The sequence below is a fragment of the Nisaea sediminum genome (genome assembly GCF_014904705.1).
GTDB classification, from domain to species: domain Bacteria; phylum Pseudomonadota; class Alphaproteobacteria; order Thalassobaculales; family Thalassobaculaceae; genus Nisaea; species Nisaea sediminum.
The window spans coordinates 1-19186 of record NZ_JACZCQ010000009.1 but is presented as its reverse complement, the minus strand read 5'-3'; the positions used below and the strand labels follow the sequence as shown (position 1 = coordinate 19186).

Genomic DNA, 19186 nt, shown 5'->3' with positions numbered 1-19186 from the left:
CGACAAGATCTTCGCAGCAGGAGCGCGTCCCCGGACGCGCTCCTGTTCTCTGATTCTCGGGAGGGGACCGTCGTGAGCGATAGCGAAACCGCCGGTGCGTCCATGCGCGCCGACCTACTTGACCCGTCCGCACCAGACAAGACGATGGCCTCACGACTGGCGATTCTCTTCGCGGCGGCTTTCGGCATCTGGCACATCGCGACGAACGTCTATCTGAACGAACCGGGGCTGTGGCAGAACGCGATCCATTTCGGCGGCTTCGCGTTCCTCGCGGCGATCACGTTTTCTCCTTTCGGACGCCGCGCAAATACCCCCTTTGCCTGGACCATCGATCTCGCCTACGCCACGGCCATCGCCGCTTCGGCGATGTGGGTCGCCGGTGCCGAGAACTACATCTACGAGCGCTCCCTCGCGGTCACGGGCCAGGGCTGGCAACTCAACTGGGTGGACTGGACCGCCGGCTTCATCCTGATCTTTGCCTGCATCGACCTTTCCCGGCGGGTCTCCGGATGGGTGATCCCGATCCTGGTGATTCTGTCGGCCTCCTACATCCTTTTCCTCGGCAGCTACATGCCGGGCGTGTTCCGCGCCGCGAGCCTGCCGCTGGACGACGTGCTGTTCCGCAGCCTGTTCAACGACGAGGGCATGTTCGGGGTCCTGGCGGGCATTTCGTCCACGAACATCGCGCTCTTCATGATTTTCGGCGGCTTTCTCGTGGTCTCCGGGGCCAGCCATTTCGTGATCGAGATCTCCAAATCCGTTGCCGGCCGGGTGAAGGGCGGCGCCGCCTTCGTCGCCGTGATTTCCTCGGCTTTGACCGGGACGATTTCCGGCTCCGCGGTCGCGAATACCGCGTCGACCGGCGTCATCACGATCCCGCTGATGAAGGCGAACGGCTTCCGCCCCAAATTCGCCGCGGGCGTCGAGGCCGCGGCCTCCACCGGAGGCCAGATCATGCCGCCGATCATGGGTGCCGGCGCCTTCGTCATGGCGAGCTATACCGGCATTCCCTACAGTACGATCGTCGCCGTCTCGATCGTTCCGGCGATCCTCTATTTCCTCTCGATCGCCTGTATCGTCCGGATCGAGGCGGTGAAGCGCAACGCCGGCGCCGAAATCGACATGACGATCGATCGCGGCAAGCTCGTCTCGGGTGGACTGGTCTTCGTCATCCCGCTCGGCACGATGGTCTGGCTGCTGCTGACCGGCGTCACGCCCGCCTATGCCGCCTGCTGGGCCATCGCGGCATTGATCGGAACCTCCTGGTTCACCAGCCTGATCGCCCGGTTCGTTCCGGGGGACAGTTTCGAACCCGTTGTCATGGGACCGAAAAAGATCATCGAGGCGCTGGTCACCGGCGTGAACGCCTCGGTCCTGACCGCGATCCTGCTGGTCACCATCGGCATCATGAACAACGCAATCGTCACAAGCGGCGTCGGCAACGGCTTCTCGCTCATGATCGTCCAGTGGTCCCAGGGCTCCCTGGTCATCGCCTTGGCACTGATCGCGGTCGCCTCTCTCGTTCTCGGGATGGGACTCCCGGTGACGGCCGCCTACATCATCATCGCGATCCTGACCGCTCCCGCGCTCGCCGGCATCATGGCCGACGGGATCGTCGTGGAACAGCTGATGCAGGGCATTGCCGACCCGGCGAAATCGGCACTGTTTTTCCTCGTCGATCATCCGAACGTCGCGAAAGTCGCCGGGGGAATGAGCAACGCGGAAGCCTGGGATCTGGTCAGGTCGATCCCGTTCGAGATCGCCGTGACCATCCGGCCGGTCCTGGTCGACCCGACCACGAGCCTCACCTTCCTGCTCATCGCGCACCTGATCATCTACTGGCTGAGCCAGGACTCCAACGTGACACCGCCTGTCTGCCTCGCCGCCTTCACCGCCGCGGGAATTGCCGGGTCGCGCCCGATGGAGACCGGCTTCGAGAGCTGGAAGATCGCGAAGGGCCTCTACATCGTCCCCCTGCTCTTCGCCTATACGCCGCTGATATCGGGCGATGTCATGGAAGTGATGCAGATCGGCGTCTTTTCGCTCTTCGGCATCTACGCGACGAACGCGCTCATCCAGATGTACAGCGAGGGGCCGATCGGGATCCTGGAAATCTGCCTCCTGATCGTCGGCGCGGCCCTGGCCTACTGGCCTTTGATGCTGCTCGCGAACATCGCCGGAGCGGCTCTCGTCGTTCTGGTGATGGTTTGGACGCGAATGAAAGCGGGACGGCAGGCGGGAAGGGCAGAAGCCGCCTGACCACCGGCGCAGGGGAAACCGCGGGAAACCAAAGGACGGCGACCGCCGTCTCGCAGTTTCCCGACAGTTCCGAACCGACGCGCACCTTCACGGGGTGCGCGTCACAATTCTCTCGGACGACTAAATTTCCTTAATTCGCTTGAGGAAGGCGTCGATCGCTTCGGTCACTTTCCTCTCGGCCGCGTCGACGCTTCGCATCTGCTGCATCACGTCTCTGGCCGCACCGGCCGCATCGGCCGACGCCGATTCCACGCCCCCGATGTTTTGATCAACGGCAGATACGCGTTGAGCGGTGTCCGACATACTGCCGGTAATCTCCGACGTCACCGCTCCCTGCTCTTCGGCAGCGGTCGACATGGTCATTGCCTGGTCATGGACGAGCGCGATGGCCTCCGTGATTCCGCGAATGGCGGAAACATTGTCCCGCACGGATTTCGTGACGTTGTCGACTTCCGTGCCGATTTCCTCGGTGGAACTGGTGGTCTGGGCCGCCAGTTTTCTGACCTCTTCCGCGACAACGGCAAAACCGCGCCCGGCATCTCCCGCCCGCGCCGCCTCGATAGAGGCGTTCAGGGCAAGCAGGTTCGTCTTGTTGGCAATGTCCTTGATCAGGTTCACCACACCATTGATACGTTGTGTTGCGGTTTCCAGTTGCTGAAGCGAAGTCGTCGCCACATTGGCTTTTTCGGACGCATCGTCGGTGAGACTGGAGGTCTTGGTCACACCTTCTACGATCTCCCGAATGGAGGACGCCATTTGACCGATCGCGGCCGCGACCTCGGAGACGTTTTCGGCTGCCGCGACCGAGTTTTCCTTGACGACGGAGCCTTGGCGACTCGTTTCCTCCGCCGTCGTCACCATCGATTCCGCCGCAACCTTCGATCGTTTGGAGGCCTCATGCAGGGCATTCATCGCACCGACGACGATTTCATGAAAATCCCGGCCGAGCGCCTGAACGGGACGCAGGAGGATGACGCCCAGCCCATAGCCGCACACCAGGATAAGCAGGCTGAACCCGCCAAGCGTGATTAGAGCACTGCGGACCGAAGCGTTTGCCTCCGCCATCGCCTCTTCGGCCGAGACGGAGAGGATGATTTTCCAGTCGAGACCGGGAAGGCTCACCTGCCCGAACCCGGCGATGACCGGAATGCCTTTGTGATCTTCCGCGGCGACAAGTCCTTCCATGCGTCCCAGCGCCGTCTTGACAACGTCGCTGGACAGAGAGGAGCCGATGGCGAGATTGCCCGCATTCTCCGGGACGGAACGGAGCTGTCCGTTCGAACCGATCAGGAAGGTCTCGGCCGTGTCGAAGCCGGCGATCTCCTTGTTCACGATGGCGTTGATCCGATCGACCGGCATCTGGAAGGCGATAATACCGATCAGCCGGTCCTTGTCCTTGAGGGGTGCGAGCAGGAAGGAGGCATCCTGATTGTAGGACGGCTCGTAGGGTTCGAAGTCGACAAAGACCAGGTCATCCGACTTGTCGCGAATGATCTGTTGGACAGCGCGTCCAAAAGCCGAGCTGCTGTAAGGGCCGTCGACAAAGGACGTGCCGTAATCGAGTTCCTTGAAGACGGAGTAGACGATCCGGCCGTTTTCGGGTTCGAAGAGGAAGATGTCGTAGAACGCAAACTCTTCCAGATAGGCCTTAAAATACGGGTGATAGAGCGCATGGAGACTTGAATAGCGGCTCGTATCGCCGGCCGACATCAGAAGGTGTTTTTCCCCGATCTTTTCGGGATTGTCCGAAATGTAGAGGTGTTGAAGCTTCTCCGAGACCGGGTCGATCTTCATCCAACGGTCCAGATCGGCCGGCGTCGCTCCTGTTGTGTTTTCCTGCTGATAGAGATAGCGCTCCCGCAGGCTTTGGCGGTCCACCGCAACCTCCTCGGAGGCCTCCAGCTCGCCAACGGCACCCGCAAAAGCCTGCGTCGCTTCGGTGACCACCGGATTGATCGCAAGCGTGCGTGCAATGCTGAGAAGGGTTCCGAAATAGGTTTCGACCATCTCTTCTTTCAGGTCGATGACCGAAGCGATTTCCGCCTGGGCCGCCTCTTCGGCCATGTCCTGCATACGCGAGATGTCGAACGCGGAACTTACGGTCATGGGCAGGATACCGGCAGCCAGCAACGCACCCATGATCTTGTGTTTGAATCTCATCGTAGATGAACCGCAGAACCGTTTTTCACCAAGCGTTCCGATCTAGCAGATTTTTCAGGTGGCGTTCAGAGAATAAGTCGGTCACCGTGACGCCAAAGAAAGGTCGCATCGGCCCCTCTGGTACCGTGCTCATGTTCGCTGCCCGCAGAACGGCAGATCGACAGACCCGCCTGCGTCAGAGAGCGCTACGACAATCCGGAGGCCTTTCGGCCCGCACCGGCTCAACGCCTGAATGGATCTGAAACACGACTACGGACTGTCCGGCACAAATGAGCGGATATCGTCCTAGTCGTTGAAATATTCTCTTTGGAATGGTGGGCGCGGCTGGGATTGAACCAGCGACCCCTACGATGTCAACGTAGTGCTCTCCCGCTGAGCTACGCGCCCTATCTCTGCGGCATCGGGATTGTGTCGCCGCGAAGGAGGCGTGTGTATAGCCAGCGTCAGATCGATTTGCAAGACCTCTTTCGACGCTTTTCGCTCACTTTTTGACGTCCTGCATGGCACGGCGACGTGCGCCCTCCGGACCTGGGCGCGTGACGCTTGCCATCGCCGGAATCCATATTAGGTTGGGGGGGACATGGGCGGCGCAGGGAGGCTGCGGGTTGAAGAGCGAAATTGCGATGGACGAGAAGGTCGCCGCGATCATCGAGCCGGGCTTCCTGTCCTCCGGCGACGTGAGCGCGGATCCGGTGCCGCCGGTGCCGGACGAGATCGCCGAAGTCTACCGCATCGTGCGCCCCGCCACGCCGGCCAGTCCGCTCGTCGTCGCCTCGCCGCATAGCGGGCGCCTCTACCCGCGCGACCTGGTCGAGGCGTCGCGGCTCGGCCCGCTCGATCTCCGCTCTTCCGAGGACGGATTCATGGAGGAGGTGCTGGAAGGGGCGAGCCAGGCCGGCGCGCCGCTGCTGACCGCCCACTTCCCCAGGGTCTATGTCGACGTCAACCGCGAGCCCTACGAACTCGACCCGAGCATGTTCTCCGACCCGCTGCCGGACGGCGCGGTGACCGACAGCATCCGGATCTCCGCCGGCCTCGGCACGATCGCCCGGGTGGTGGCGAATTCCGAACCGGTCTACGGCCGCAAGCTCACCTTCGCAGAGGCCGAGGAGCGGATCCGGCGCTATTACATTCCCTATCACCGCGCGCTGCAGCGGCTGATCGCCGAGGCGCTGGAGCGGTTCGGCTTCTGCCTGCTGGTCGACGGCCATTCCATGCCCTCCAGCGCGGTCCGCCACGTGCGCAGCGAGCGCCGGCCGATCGACATCGTGCTCGGCGACAGCCACGGGGTCACCGCCGCGCCGATCTTCATCGAGCGCGCCGAGAGCTTCTTCCGGGCCCGGCATTATACGGTGCGCCGCAACAGCCCCTATGCAGGCGGATTCGTGACACGCCATTACGGCCGTCCGGCGATCGGCATCCATGTTCTGCAGATCGAGATCAACCGGGCGCTCTACATGGACGAGCGGCGGATCGAACCGCGCGCCGGCCTCGCGCCGCTGAAGCAGGATATGGCGGCGCTCCTCGGCGAGCTCTCGGAAGCAGCGCTGCACGCCGCCGCCGGCGGGCCGGGAACGGTCCGGGCCGCGGCGGAATGACGGAACCGGCATAGCGAATTCGGCACGGTCTTTGCTTCTCCACTCCCGAAAAGGAGTGAGACCATGCGCTTTCTGTTCAAACTGGCCATTCTTGCCGCCCCGTTTCTGGTTTTTTCCGACCTTGCCGGTGCAAGCGAGACCTCGGACCGGATGTGTGCCAACGCGGCCCGTCACGCCGAGGACGAGCACCGCATTCCGCGCCATCTCCTGTTCGCGATCTCGCTGAAGGAGACCGGGCGCTGGCATGACGAACGACAGGAAAGCTACACATGGCCGTGGACGGTCACGTCCGGCGGTGAAGGCAAGCATTTCCCGAACAAGATCGCGGCCATGGCGGAGGTCCGCCGCCTGCTGGCGAAAGGCACCACGAACATCGATGTCGGCTGCATGCAGATCAATCTGCATTATCACGGCAAGGCCTTCGAAGACCTTGAAGAAGCCTTCGATCCCGACCGGAATACCGAATATGCAGCACTCTTCCTGACCGAACTGAAGAAGCGCCACGGCTCCTGGCGCGATGCGATCGAGCATTATCATTCCGGCAACGAGACGCGCGGCAGGAATTACCGGCACGCGGTCTCCCGCCTTCAGCAGCAGGCCTACAAAGGTGTTGCGGTCACCTCAGCGGATCCGTCCAGGGACGATATAGAACTCGCCGCCCGTTCCGCGGCGCGCGCCGATGCGCTCAGCGCGGATGCCGAGGCGCGGCGCGAACAGCACGAGCAGGAGGCTGCGATCCGCGAAGCCCGCGCCGCCCGTCAGCTCGAGATCGCATCCGAGACGGCACGCCAGCTCAAGCAGGAATTCGAGAACCGCCGGGCCAGCAAGCTCGCCGCCTGGCGGAAGCTGAAAGAGCAGCGGCAGGCCGCAGCGGGATTCGTGATCAACGTCAATTGACGTCAACCGGCGGAAGGCTCAGAGCGAGAGGGGCTTGCGAAAAGGCTTCCGGCGCGCGAGCCTGCTCTCGCACGATCGCGCAACATGGAGCTTTCCCGGTGCCCGGACCCGTCCGCGGCGTGGCGTTCGACAAGGACGGCACGCTGATCGATTTCGAGAAGACATGGCTTCCCGGTCTGCTGTCCGTGGCAGTGGAGCTTGTCGACCTGCATGCGCTCGACGTGGATGCCGCAGACCTGACGCGGGCCGCGGGCGGCGACCCGGAGGCCAGGACAATCGCGCCGGGAACGTTGCTCGCACAGGGCACCGCGCTCGAAGTCGCCTCGCTCTGGCGGAGCCTGGCACCAGGCCTCCCCTCTCCGGATATCCTCGCTGATTGGCTCGACGATTACTGGCTGGATCACGCCTCCCGGAACCTGACTCCGGTATGCGACCTCGGCGCCCTGTTCACGATACTGCGGAGCCAGGACATGCGAATCGCGGTTGTCACGAACGACGCCGAACGTGGCGCACGGGACATGATCGATCGACTCGGCCTCGGTGATCTCGTAGATTTCGTTGCCGGCTACGACAGCGTCCGCGCACCCAAACCGGCGCCCGACATGATCCACGCTTTTCTAACCGCATCCGGCCTCGAGGCTTCCGAGACGGTGATGGTCGGCGACAACCTGGCCGACATGGATGCCGGCCGTGCTGCCGGCTGTCAGGCCACGATCGGCGTACTCACTGGTGCCACGCCCGAGGCGGAATTGGCAAAAATTTCGGATTTTATCATCCCGGATGCAGGCCATTTACCGGCCCTTCTCCGACGGGCGCTTTGACGCAGAACTCTGCGGAATTCAAGACAAATAACGTATACATAGACGTATTTCCTCATACCGGGAAAACGCCGGACCCGGCCCGCCCCTTGGACTCGAAGGCTTTGACGGCGTGCGGAATCACGGCAATACTTCGGCCACCACGGGACCAAGCGGCCTCGGATCAGACACCGGACGCCGACTAAAACTGACTGTGGGGTTAAGCAACGAGGCCCGGAACACCGGGTCCGGCTATATTTGAATTAGGGAGGTAACTCATGAAATTGGGTTTGCTTAAGACGTTTGGAGCGATTGCGATCGCTTCGACGGTGGCGATTGGTCTTGGTTCCGGCGATGCCGAGGCCAAGAAAGTACGCTGGAAAATGCACGCTGCGTTCGGCCAGAACGTCAAGGTTCTGGGCCCGCCGCCGCACCGTATCGCCGACGGCATCAACAAGATGTCCGACGGCGATTTCGACATCAAGGTCTTCGAGCCGGGCGCACTGACCGGCGGCTATGCCTATTACGACCCGATCAGCCAGGGCGCGATCGACGCGGCCTTCGGTACCCCGGGCGCCAACCAGGGCAAGAACTCCGCCTACGCGTTCCTGTCGACCTGGCCGTTCGGCCCGGCGGCTCCGGAATTCGTCGCCTGGTTCAAGCATGGCGGCGGTGTCCAGATCGGCGAGGAACTCTATGCCCGCGACAACATCAAATATCTGCTCTGCGGCATGATCCCGCCGGAAACCTCCGGCTGGTTCCGCAAGAAGATCAATAGCCTCGACGAACTGAAGGGCCTGAAAATGCGCTTCTTCGGCGTCGGCGCGAAGGTGATGCAGAAGTTCGGTGTGTCCACTCAGCAGCTCGCTGGCGGCGACATCTACCCGGCCCTGGAGCGTGGCACGATCGACGCCACCGAATTCTCCATGCCGGCGATCGACCGGTCCTACGGTTTCTATCAGATCGCGAAGTTCAATTACTTCCCGGGCTGGCACCAGCAGTCCACGTCCAACGAAGTCCTGATCAACATGGACAAGTGGAACGCTCTGTCCGACGGTCAGAAGACGATGCTCGAGACCGCATGCGACAAGAACCTGATCGACATGATCGCCGACGGTGAAGCCTTCCAGTTCGAAGCGATGATCGCGAACCAGAAGGACGGCGTCGAGCTGGTTTCCTGGACGAACGACGAACTGGCCCAGTTCCGGGCCAAATGGGAAGAAGTGCTGGCGGAAGAGCTGGCGGCGAATCCCGACGTCAAGACGCTCTGGGACAGCTACACGAAGTTCCACGAGGGCTTCAAGGTCTGGGGTGACCGCGGTTACCTGAAATAAGAGACACTGACATGCGGGAGACCCTCGATGGGGGGTCTCCCGACTTTTCTGTTTGATGCCCCTTGAGAAACGGACCGGCTCGCCAAGGTCAGACCGCTTCCAGCAACCGAGCGGTTCAAGGGATCAGTCTCTCACTCTCATCCAAATGGGGTTTCATTTATGAAAGCCGCGCTTAACCTTGCGAGCGTTCTTGATCGATGGTCCCGAACGGTGGGCCACGCTGCGGCATGGCTGATCGTCCCGCTCGTGTTCATGATCGTCTTCGATGTCGTGACCCGGAAGGTGGATTTCATTCGCCTCTACTTCTCACAGTTCTCCATCGATTACGGCTATTCGGTCTCGACAATCCTTCAGGACATGCAGTGGCACCTCCACGGTGTGATCCTGCTGCTGACCTTCGGTTTCGGGTACCTCGCCAACGCCCATGTCCGCGTCGACGTTTTCCGCGAACATATCCGGCCGCGCAAACAGGCCTGGATGGAATTCATCGGGCTGTTGCTTCTCGCCATTCCGTTCCTGCTCGCGGTTTCCTGGGAATCATGGATTCTCGTCTCGATCTCCTACGAACAGGGTGAAGGCTCGGAATCCATGACCGGCATTCCGTGGCGCTACGTCATCAAAGGCTTCATGCTGATCGGCTGCATCGTTCTGGCGCTGGCGATCTTCGCCACCCTGTTCCGGCTCGCGGCCTATCTGTTCGGCACGCGCGAAGAGCATGAAGAAGCGAGAGACGCTTTGGAAATCTTCAACTACGAGCACCACAAGCCGGAATGAGCGGATTCATCATGAAAACCGGCGACAAATCCAGGGGCGGCGATATCCAAGATGTTTGAGGTTCTCTACGATCATTTCTACGAGTTCATCGGAGCGTACATGTTTCTCGCGCTCGCGTTGATGCTCTTCACGGGGCTTCCCGTGGCCTTCGCGCTCGGCGGCGTCGCGGTCTCGTTCGGTCTCCTTGGGATCTGGCTCGACGTGCTCGATTTCGCGGTCTTCTTCCAGGTCGTCCAGCGAATCTGGGGCGGCGACGGGGCCTCCGGAGCCATCCAGAACCCTATTCTGGTGGCGATCCCATGTTTCGTCTTCATGGGAACGATGCTGGAACGGTCCAAGGTCGCGGAAGACCTCCTGCACATCCTGCAGGTCCTGTTCCGGCGCGTTCCGGGTGCACTCGCTCTTGCCGTGACGGTCATGGGGACGATCATGGCCGCGACCACCGGCATCATCGGCGCCTCCGTCGTCATGATGACCCTGATGGCCCTGCCCACCATGATCTCGCAGAAATATGACCGTTCTCTCGCAACGGGCACTCTGGCGGCAAGCGCGACGCTCGGCATTCTGATCCCGCCGTCGATCATGCTGGTGCTGATGGGGAGCCTGCTGGCCGTCTCGGTCGGCAACCTCTTCGTCGGAGCCATCTTCCCGGGCCTCCTGCTGTCGGGCCTCTACGTGGTCTATATCGTGGTGATCGGTATCATCTCCCCTGAGAAGGCGCCGGCGATCGCCGAAGACGCGATTCAGATGGAACCCAGCAACAAGAAGAATATCGTGAAGTTCTTCGCATACAGCGTGGCGGCCATCGCATTCTGCTACATCATGGCCGAGTCCCATCTCGCAGATCTCTTCAACTGGGGCCTGATCGGCTTCCTGATGGTGTTCGCGATCTCGATGATCATCGGGCGCATGGAAGGCGACAGCTATCTCGGCGGCATCCTGAAAGGCTTCGTGCCGCCGATCTTCCTGATCACAATGGTGCTGGGCTCCATCTTCGCAGGATGGGCGACGCCCACGGAAGCCGCCGGCGTCGGCGCCTTCGGCTCGCTGATCCTGGCCCTGGCCAACGGGACGCTGAACAAGGAAGTGCTGCGCGACGTCGTGCACCGGACCGGTCTCACCACGGCGATGATCTTCCTGATCTTCGTCGGCGCGACGGCCTTCTCGACGATCTTCCGGAACGTCTATGGCGAAGACCTGATCATCGACTTCATCGAATGGCTGGAACTCGGCCCGTGGCCGCTGCTGTTCATGCTGATGTTCGTGGTCTTCATTCTCGGTTTCTTCTTTGACTGGCTCGAGATCACGCTGATCATCCTTCCGGTCTTCGCGCCGGTGATCCAGACCATGGCGCCGGAATTCGCGCCGCATCTCGGGCTTGAAGTGCCGACGAACAACGCGCAGATCGAGTTCGTGCAGCAGCAGGTGCTCTACTGGTTCGCGATCATCGTCGCGATCAACCTGCAGACCTCGTTCCTGACGCCTCCCTTCGGCTTCGCGCTCTTCTACATGAAGGGTGTGGCCAAGGAGATGGTCTCGATGCAGCAGATCTATCGCGGGATCATCCCGTTCGTGATCCTGCAGCTGATCGGCCTCGGGATCGTGGTCGCAATCCCGGAAATCACGCTCTGGCTGCCAAGCGTGCTGCTGAACTAGCAGGACAGACACAAGAAAAGGAAACGCCCGGCCTCGTGCCGGGCGTTTTCGTTCGGGGAAGAGGTACGGCTCAAGCGGCTAGAGTCCGAACTCCGCCCGGATCGCGTCGCCATGCTCGCCGAGGCGCGGCACAGGGCGGAACGTGTTGTCCATTCCGGTGAAGCTCGCCGGCGGCGCGACGGTCTCGATCATGCCGACAGGCGTCTCCACCGGCACACGACGCAGCGCGGGATGGGCCAGCACGTCCGCGACGCTGTTGATCGCCCCGAAAGCGATCCCGGCCGCCTTCAGCTTCTCCTTCACCTGCTCGCGGGTCAGTTTTCCGAAGACACGGTCGATCACGGCGTTCACACCCTCGCGGTTGGCGACGCGGTCGGTGTTGGTCCGGAACCGTTCGTGGTCCGCGAGACTCTCGTCGCCGAGCACGGATGCACAAAGCTTGCGCCACTCGCGGTCGTTCTGCACCGCGATGAGGATCATGTCCCCGCCGGCGCAGGCATAGGCGCCGTAAGGGACGATGGCCGGATGGTTGAGGCCGATCCGCTGCTCCTTCAGCACCCCGTAGGCCTCATGCAGAAGCCAGGGGGACATCCATTCGGTCATGCCGCCGAAAAGCGAGACCTTGATCTGGCTCCCCTCGCCCGTGCGCGCGCGCAGCAGCAGTGCCTCCAGCACGGCAATGCGGGCGAACATGCCGCAGGCGATGTCGCAGATCGAGACACCGACCCGCCCCATCTCCTCTTTCGAACCGGTGACGGAAATCAGCCCGCTCTCCGCCTGGACGAGGAAATCGTAGGCCTTCATCTCGGCATAGGGCCCCTCGTCCCCGTAACCGCTGATATCGACCGTCGTCAGGCGCGGATAGCGTTTGCGGAGCTCGTCCGATCCAAGCCCCATACGGTCCGTCGCGCCGGGCGCGAGGTTCTGGATGAAGACATCCGCCCTGGCGAGAATCCGGTGCAGGAGCGCACGGTCGTCCGGGTTCTTCAGATCCGCGACGAGGCTCTCCTTGCCGCGGTTGAGCCAAAGGAAGAAGGCGCTTTCGCCATGCACCTCGTGATCGTAGCCCCGGGCGAAGTCACCTTCCGCCCGTTCCACCTTGATCACCCGCGCGCCCGCATCGGCGAGACGGGAGGCGCAATAGGGCGCGGCCACCGCCTGGTCGATGGAGAGCACCAGCATGCCGTCGAGAGGCTTCGTCATCGCTGCCTCCCTCTAGTAGGAGCGCGGCATGCCGAGGACATGCTCCGCGATATAGGCGAGGATCATGTTGGTCGAGATCGGCGCCGTACGGAACAGGCGTGCCTCGCGGAACTTGCGCTCGACATCGTATTCCTCGGCGAAACCGAAACCGCCATGGGTCTGCAGGCATGTATCCGCCGCCGCCCAGGCCGCTTCCGCCGCCAGCATCTTCGCCATGTTGGATTCCGCGCCGCAGGGCTCGCCCGCCTCGAACAGTTTCGCCGCCTTCTCCGCCATCAGGGCCGCCGCCTCGGTCTCGGCATAAGCTTTCGCGATCGGGAACTGGATCCCCTGGTTCTGCCCGATCGGCCGGCCGAAGACCTTGCGCTCGCTCGCGTACTTGGTCGCCTTCTCGATGAACCAGCGGGCATCGCCAAGGCTCTCGTGCGAGATCAGGATGCGCTCCGCGTTCATGCCGTCGAGGATGTAGCGGAACCCTTTGCCCTCCTCACCGATCAGGCTGTCGGCGGGTATCTCCAGATTGTCGAAGAAGACCTCGGTCGTGGAGTGGTTCACCATCGCGCGGATCGGCCGGATCTCGAGCCCGTTGCCCTTGGCCTCGCGCATGTCGACGATGAAGACCGAGAGGCCCTCGGTGCGCTTCTTCACCTCTTCCTTCGGCGTCGTGCGGGCGAGCAGCAGCATCAGGTCGGAATGCTCGGCGCGCGAGGTCCAGACCTTCTGGCCGTTCACGACATATTTCGTGTTGCCCTTCTTCACCGCCGTGGTGGAGAGCGAGAGTGTGTCGGTGCCGCTCGTCGGCTCGGTCACACCGAAGGCCTGCAGGCGGAGCTCGCCGCTGGCGATCTTGGGGAGGTACTTCCGCTTCTGCTCCTCGCTGCCGTGCCGGAGCAGCGTGCCCATGATGTACATCTGCGCGTGGCAGGCGCCGCCGCTGCAGCCGCTGCGATGGATGGTCTCCAGGATCGCCGCAGCGGCGCTGATGGAAAGACCGCTGCCGCCATATTCCTCGGGGATCAGGACCGCGAGATAACCGGACTCCGTCAGCGCCTCGACGAATTCTGTCGGATAGGCCCGCTCGCGGTCCTTCTCGCGCCAGTACTCGCCCTGAAAATCGGCGCAAAGGGCCGCGACGGCGCGCCTGATCTCGGCGATCACCTCGGCATCGGTCGACATGGGTCCTCCCTGTCGCGGCCTCTCCGGCCGCTTTCGATCACGCTTCTTGCAACCGGAAGATACCAAGGCGAACCGCGATCCGACCCTCCTTCAAATTGCGATAGATGTGTTTCTGTTTCCGGACAAAGGCCTCGCCCATGATGACAGGCGCACCCGAGGGCGGTTCCGGCTCTCCCTTCTCCGCCCGTTCCTGCCGGGCATCGCGCTGATCGTCCAGATAGGCCTCGACCAGGAGCGACTGATCCTCGAAGCGCTCTGTGACGAAGCCTGCGCCATGGACGGCTGCCTCTACCTCATCGGCAGACACCAGATGAGAATGATCGGGCAGCGTGGCCCAGGGGACCGGCAGATGCACCGGATCCCCCGATCCGGCGACGATGTCGTAGAGTCCGAAACGCCCGCCTGGCTTCAGCACCCGTGCAATCTCGCGGTAGAGCGCATGCTTGTCCGCAATGTTCATCGCAACGTGCAGGGTGAAGATCACATCGAAGCTGTCATCCGCAAACGGCATGGCGAGGGCGTCGCCCTGCTCGATGCGGATGCGCTCCAGCCCGACCAGCGCATTCAGCTGACGCGCCGCGTCGCAGAAATCGGCGGTCAGGTCGATCCCGGCAACCTCCGCCCCGTAGCGCGCTGCCGCCATACGGGAGGGCCCGCCGAGGCCGCAACCGACGTCGAGCACCTTGTCGCCCGCCTGGATCGCGAGCGCATCGAGAAACTCCTCGGCAGCGACGCGGCCGCGGAGATGCATCTGGTCGACGGAATGGAGATTGGCCTCGGTAATTTCGTCCCGGGCGACGCCGGACTTCTCGAGGATCGCGATCAGCCTCTCGGCCAGACCGCTTTCGGAGCTGTAATGCTCCGTGACGTCCGCCCGGTCACCCACCGGATCAGCCCCAGAGCCGGAAGTCCGGCGGCTGCACGATGCTGCCCTCGTAGACCAGGCCCGGCTCGCGGTCCTTGGCCAGCAGCAGCGGTCCGTCGAGATCGACCACCTTCGCGCCCTGCGCCACAACGATCCCCGGCGCCATCGCGAGCGAGGTGCCGACCATGCAGCCGACCATGACCTCGAAGCCCATCGAGAGCGCCCGGTCGCGCAGCTTGAGCGCCTCGGTAAGGCCGCCGGTCTTGTCGAGCTTGATATTGATCATGTCGTACTTGCCGACGAGGTCATCAAGCGTCTTGCTGTCGTGACAGCTTTCATCGGCACAGACCGGCACGACCCGGTCGAGGCCCTTCAGCCCATCGTCCTTTCCGGCAGGAAGCGGCTGCTCGATCATCGTCACGCCGAGCTTGGCGAATTGCGGCGCGTATTCCTCGTACTGGGCAACGCTCCAGCCTTCGTTGGCATCGACGACGAGTTTCGTATCCGGCGCGTTCTCGTGGATCAACGCGACACGCTCCAGGTCCTTGCCGTCGCCGGTCATCTTCAGCTTGAGGACGGGGCGGGAGGCATTGGCTTTCGCCTTCTGCCCCATCACCTCCGGCTCGTCGACGCCGAGTGTATAGACCGTGGTCACGGGCTTCGGAGCCGGCAGGCCGGCGAGTTCCCACGCCCGCTTGCCGGTCTTCTTCGCCTCGAAATCCCAGAGTGCGCAATCGATCGCATTGCGGGCCGCGCCCGGCGGCAGGGCCGAGAGAAGCCCCTCCCGATCCATGCCGTTGGCGATCTCGCCCGCGACGGACTCGATCTGCGCCGTCACGCTGTCCAGCGTCTCGCCGTAGCGGGCATAGGGGAAGCATTCGCCGAGGCCGTCGACATCGTCGCCGGCGATCTCGACCACGATCACTTCCGATTCCGTCCGCGCGCCGCGGGAAATCCGGAAGACGCCCTGCAAGGGCCACTTTTCTCGTCTGACCGAGACCGACCGGTACATCAAACTTCCCCTTATGCTTCGCCGATTGTCGGATCAGATGTCCATATTATCGACGATGGCGCCAACGCCGTTGCGGATCGGATCGACCGCCGGCAGGCCGGTTTCGTCGCTCGCCTGCTTCAGGAACTCCTCCGCAGCGGCATCGTCGAGGCTTGAGGTGTTGATGCAGACGCCGACGAATTTCGCATCCGGGTTGGTCAGGCGGGCCGCCTGCAGATAGTACGGGATGCACTCGCTCAGGCTCGGCACCGGATATTCCGGCAGGCCGCGCATGTGCGGACGGTTCGCCTCGTGGCAGAGCACCATCGCGTCCGGCTGGGCGCCGTGGATCAGGCCCATGGTCACGCCGGCATAGGAGGCGTGGAAGAGAGAGCCCTGACCTTCGACCAGATCCCAGTGATCGGCGTCATTGGCCGGGGCCAGGTCCTCGACGGCGCCCGAGATGAAGTCTGCGACCACCGCATCCACGGAAACGCCGGAGCCGGCGATGAAGATGCCGGTCTGCCCGGTCGCGCGGAACGTCGCCTTCACACCGCGATTGTGAAGTTCCTTCTCGATCGCGAGCGCGGTGAACATCTTGCCGACCGAACAGTCGGTGCCGACCGGCAGCAGCCGCTTGCCGGAGCGCTTCTTGCCGTTCGCGACGGAGAAATTGCCCTTCGGATGGCGCACGTCGTAGAGGCCGAGCCCCTTGGCCTTGGCCTTCTCCGCCAGCGCCGGGATCGTCGCGATCTTGGTGTGCAGGCCGCTCGCGATCTCCATGCCGAGGTCGAGGGCTTTCTCGAGCTCGACCATCCAGCTTTCGCCGATCACGCCGCCGCGGTTGGCGACGCCGAGGATCACGGTCTTCACGCCGGCAGCGGCGGCTTCCTCGATGGTCATGTCGGGAAGTTTCAGATCGGCCTTGCAGCCGGGCAGACGCAGCTGACCGAGGCACCATTCGGGGCGCCAGACCTTCACGCCATTCGCGGTCTTGGCTGCGAGCTGATCGGGCGCATCGCCCAGGAACATGAGATAAGGATGGCGGATTTCCACGACGTCACCTTGAGATAAATGTGGTTACGCATCGCCCCGGACGGGGCAGGACTAGAGCCGTGCGTGGCCTCTGCGGACGCAGGGCGGCCCGCTCCCGGACGGATCCGGATGCGAGCCGCTGCGGCTCAGGTTTCTTCGAGATGGACCTCATGGTCGCCTTCGGGCGCCACTTTCCATCCGGCTTTCGCACTTCTCCAGAGAAGATAGGCGGAAACCGCGAGCAACGCCACACCGATAATCGGACGGACGACACCCTCCATCATGAACATCGGGACCGCGACCCCGGCGAGGAGCGCCGGGACATAAGCCAGCGTCCAGGACTGCGTGCCGCGCAGCTTCTGGTACCACGGGAACGCGATCGAAAAGGCCGCGACCACGAGGAAGAAGAGCGACCAGGGGCGGCTGAGGAACAGCATCAGATCGCTGTCGATCGAGAGCGCCCGCGACAGGTTCAGCTCTGCCACATGCCCCAGCACGACACCGAGAATGATCGGCGCCAGCGGGAAGCCGAGCAGGCGCAGGATGTAGCCGGCCACACCGAAGAAGAACAGCACCCAGATGTCGTAGACGATGTTGTTGAGCGCGAAGACGCCGATCGCACAATAGGCGAGGATCACGGCTGCCAGCACATACATCGGGATCCGGGTCACCAGCAGGAACAGCTTCAGCGTCACCGACTGCATCGCAATCATGATGAAATGCGCGAGGAAGAAAGCGATGAAGATCGCGTAGGCAAGATCCGGATTGTCGCTGATGAAGGTCGGGCTCGGCTGCACGTTGTGGATCAGCAGGGCGCCGAGCATCACGGCGGTGACGATGTCTCCCGGAATGCCCAGCGCCATCATGGTGATCAGCGCGCCGCCGGCGGTGGCGTTATTGGAGGATTCCGGGGCGATGATGCCATCCGGGATGCCGGTGCCGAATTTCTCCGGGGTCTTCGATGCCTTCTTTGCCTGGTCATAGGCGAGAATATTGGAGATCGATCCGCCAGCGGCCGGCAGCACTCCAGTGAAGACGCCGATGAGGGAGGAGCGCACAAGGTTGGTCCATCGCGAGAAGATGGTGCGGATCGCCGCCAGATGCTCGACCCGGACCCGTCCGTCCGTACCGCTGAGATCCATCAGCGGCTCTCGGGCCTTCACCCGGTCCTGAATATCGGAGAGCAGCTGGCTGAAGGCGAAAAGGCCGATCAGGACCGGCAGGAAGGAAAAACCGGACTCGAGGTCGTCGATACCGAAGGTAAACCGCGCGACACCGTTGACCTCGTCCTCGCCGACCGTGCCGATGAAGAGGCCGAGCGCGCCCGCGATCATCCCTTTCATGAGATTCTCGCCGGAGAGGCTGGCGGTGATGGTCAGCGCGAAAAGCACGAGCGAGAAATAGTCCCAGGGTCCGAATTCCAGGCCGATGACGGCGAGGCTCGGGGCCAGGGTCACGAGAAGCACGGCACTGATCAGACCGCCAAAGAAGGAAGACCAGACACCCAGCCCCAGCGCGAAGCCCGGCTTTCCGCCGCGCGCGAGGGGGAAGCCGTCGAAGGTGGTCGCGATCGAAGACGGGGTTCCCGGAATACCGGTCAGCATGCCGGACATCAGACCGCCGGAGAGACCGCCGACGAAGACGCCGATCATGGTGGCGAGCCCTTCGACCGGGCTGAGGCCGAAGGTGAACGGGAGCGTCAGGACGATCGCCATGGCGATGGTGAAACCGGGAATGGCGCCGGCGATCAGGCCGGCGGTCACCCCGATCGTCATCAGGGCGAGGTTCCAGACCGCGAAGACGTCGGAGAAGGCGTAGAGAATATGGTCAAGCATCGCGCGCTCCTCAGTTCAGCTGCAGAAGTTCGCCGTCCGGCAGCAGCACGCCGAGACCGAAGGTGAAGATGCTCCACATGATGCCGACCATCGCCACCGCGATGAGAAGATGGAGCGGAACGCGCTTCAGGCTGGGCTCGCCGAGAAGGGTCAGCGCGAGGAAAACGAAGCCGATGCCGCCGAGCAGCATACCCAAAAGATCAAGGGACAGCAGGAACAGAAAGAACAGTGCATAGACGATGAGCGCGTTTCGGAACCGCCCGAGCCCGCCGGGCACGGCTTCCGCCGAAGCTTCGACAGTGCGCGGTTTCACAATGCTCTGACCGAGCAGTCCGAGACTGAAGACCGTCAGAACGACGAGCACGACCTGCGGCCAGACGCTCGACTGCATGGTCCCGTAATTCGTGACCTCGATCTCAAAACTGGCGGAGAACATGACCCCGCAGAAGACCAGGAGCACAAGCGCTATCAGCGTATCTCGGTTCAACCGGCCCACCGGCTATCCTCCACACTCGTCTCGGCGAAATAGAAACGGCGGGTCCCCAAAGCCGGGGCCGGCCCCCCCCAGGCTGGTTTATTAGCTGCCTTTGTAAAGTCCCACCCCCA

The 19186-nt window shown here is 62.8% G+C and carries 15 protein-coding genes and 1 tRNA gene; 7 read left to right on the top strand and 9 right to left on the bottom strand.

The genetic code is table 11. The annotated features are described in order from the left end of the window. The first annotated feature begins 72 nt into the window (after window positions 1-72). Window positions 73-2259 carry a TRAP transporter permease gene (locus tag IG122_RS18050; protein ID WP_319024923.1) on the top strand — a complete coding sequence of 729 codons (2187 nt, stop codon included), beginning with the start codon at window positions 73-75 and terminating at the stop codon, window positions 2257-2259. Window positions 2260-2379: 120 nt separating this feature from the next. On the opposite strand, the gene IG122_RS18045 is transcribed toward IG122_RS18050, so the two are convergent. Together IG122_RS18045 and IG122_RS18040 are read right to left on the bottom strand one after the other, a co-directional pair. Beyond that, entirely contained in the window at window positions 2380-4419 is a 2040-nt protein-coding gene (locus IG122_RS18045; RefSeq protein WP_193186966.1) for a methyl-accepting chemotaxis protein, read from the bottom strand. 312 nt (window positions 4420-4731) lie between these two features. Beyond that, window positions 4732-4806: transfer RNA gene (locus IG122_RS18040), tRNA-Val, on the bottom strand. Between the two features lie 218 nt (window positions 4807-5024). Here IG122_RS18040 and IG122_RS18035 point away from each other — a divergent pair. The 6 genes from IG122_RS18035 (at window position 5025) to IG122_RS18010 (ending at window position 11475) form a co-directional block, all read left to right on the top strand. Next, on the top strand, window positions 5025-6017 hold the full coding sequence (locus IG122_RS18035) for an N-formylglutamate amidohydrolase (protein WP_226893726.1): 993 nt from the start codon (window positions 5025-5027) through the stop codon (window positions 6015-6017). Between the two features lie 63 nt (window positions 6018-6080). Next, window positions 6081-6914 (top strand): transglycosylase SLT domain-containing protein, encoded by an 834-nt coding sequence (locus tag IG122_RS18030; RefSeq protein WP_193186963.1) that lies wholly within the window; start codon window positions 6081-6083, stop codon window positions 6912-6914. A 98-nt stretch (window positions 6915-7012) separates the two neighbouring features. After that, on the top strand, window positions 7013-7735 hold the full coding sequence (locus tag IG122_RS18025) for an HAD family hydrolase (RefSeq protein WP_193186960.1): 723 nt from the start codon (window positions 7013-7015) through the stop codon (window positions 7733-7735). A 254-nt stretch (window positions 7736-7989) separates the two neighbouring features. Continuing rightward, window positions 7990-9045: a TRAP transporter substrate-binding protein gene (locus IG122_RS18020; RefSeq protein ID WP_193186957.1), complete on the top strand. Its 1056-nt coding sequence runs from the start codon at window positions 7990-7992 to the stop codon at window positions 9043-9045. Window positions 9046-9204: 159 nt separating this feature from the next. Then, a complete protein-coding gene (locus IG122_RS18015) occupies window positions 9205-9819 on the top strand; it encodes a TRAP transporter small permease subunit (protein WP_193186954.1) in 615 nt (204 codons plus the stop codon). Between the two features lie 51 nt (window positions 9820-9870). Further along, window positions 9871-11475, top strand: a complete 1605-nt coding sequence (locus IG122_RS18010; protein WP_193186951.1) for a TRAP transporter large permease — start codon at window positions 9871-9873, stop codon at window positions 11473-11475. A 78-nt stretch (window positions 11476-11553) separates the two neighbouring features. Here IG122_RS18010 and IG122_RS18005 read toward each other — a convergent pair whose 3' ends face one another. The 7 genes from IG122_RS18005 to IG122_RS17975 form a co-directional block, all read right to left on the bottom strand. Next, window positions 11554-12678, bottom strand: coding sequence for a CaiB/BaiF CoA transferase family protein (locus tag IG122_RS18005; RefSeq protein ID WP_193186948.1), 1125 nt, complete (start codon window positions 12676-12678; stop codon window positions 11554-11556). Window positions 12679-12690: 12 nt separating this feature from the next. Then, window positions 12691-13854: an acyl-CoA dehydrogenase family protein gene (locus IG122_RS18000; RefSeq protein ID WP_193186945.1), complete on the bottom strand. Its 1164-nt coding sequence runs from the start codon at window positions 13852-13854 to the stop codon at window positions 12691-12693. 37 nt (window positions 13855-13891) lie between these two features. Then, complete coding sequence (locus tag IG122_RS17995; RefSeq protein ID WP_193186942.1) at window positions 13892-14740, bottom strand: class I SAM-dependent methyltransferase; 849 nt, start codon at window positions 14738-14740, stop codon at window positions 13892-13894. A 4-nt stretch (window positions 14741-14744) separates the two neighbouring features. Next, a complete protein-coding gene (gene dgcA, locus IG122_RS17990) occupies window positions 14745-15731 on the bottom strand; it encodes an N-acetyl-D-Glu racemase DgcA (RefSeq protein ID WP_193186939.1) in 987 nt (328 codons plus the stop codon). Window positions 15732-15764: 33 nt separating this feature from the next. Continuing rightward, window positions 15765-16766: an N-acetyltransferase DgcN gene (dgcN, locus tag IG122_RS17985; protein ID WP_193186936.1), complete on the bottom strand. Its 1002-nt coding sequence runs from the start codon at window positions 16764-16766 to the stop codon at window positions 15765-15767. A 125-nt stretch (window positions 16767-16891) separates the two neighbouring features. Next, window positions 16892-18580, bottom strand: a complete 1689-nt coding sequence (locus IG122_RS17980) for a tripartite tricarboxylate transporter permease (protein ID WP_193186933.1) — start codon at window positions 18578-18580, stop codon at window positions 16892-16894. Window positions 18581-18590: 10 nt separating this feature from the next. After that, window positions 18591-19076 (bottom strand): tripartite tricarboxylate transporter TctB family protein, encoded by a 486-nt coding sequence (locus IG122_RS17975; protein WP_193186930.1) that lies wholly within the window; start codon window positions 19074-19076, stop codon window positions 18591-18593. Between the last annotated feature and the right edge of the window lie 110 nt (window positions 19077-19186).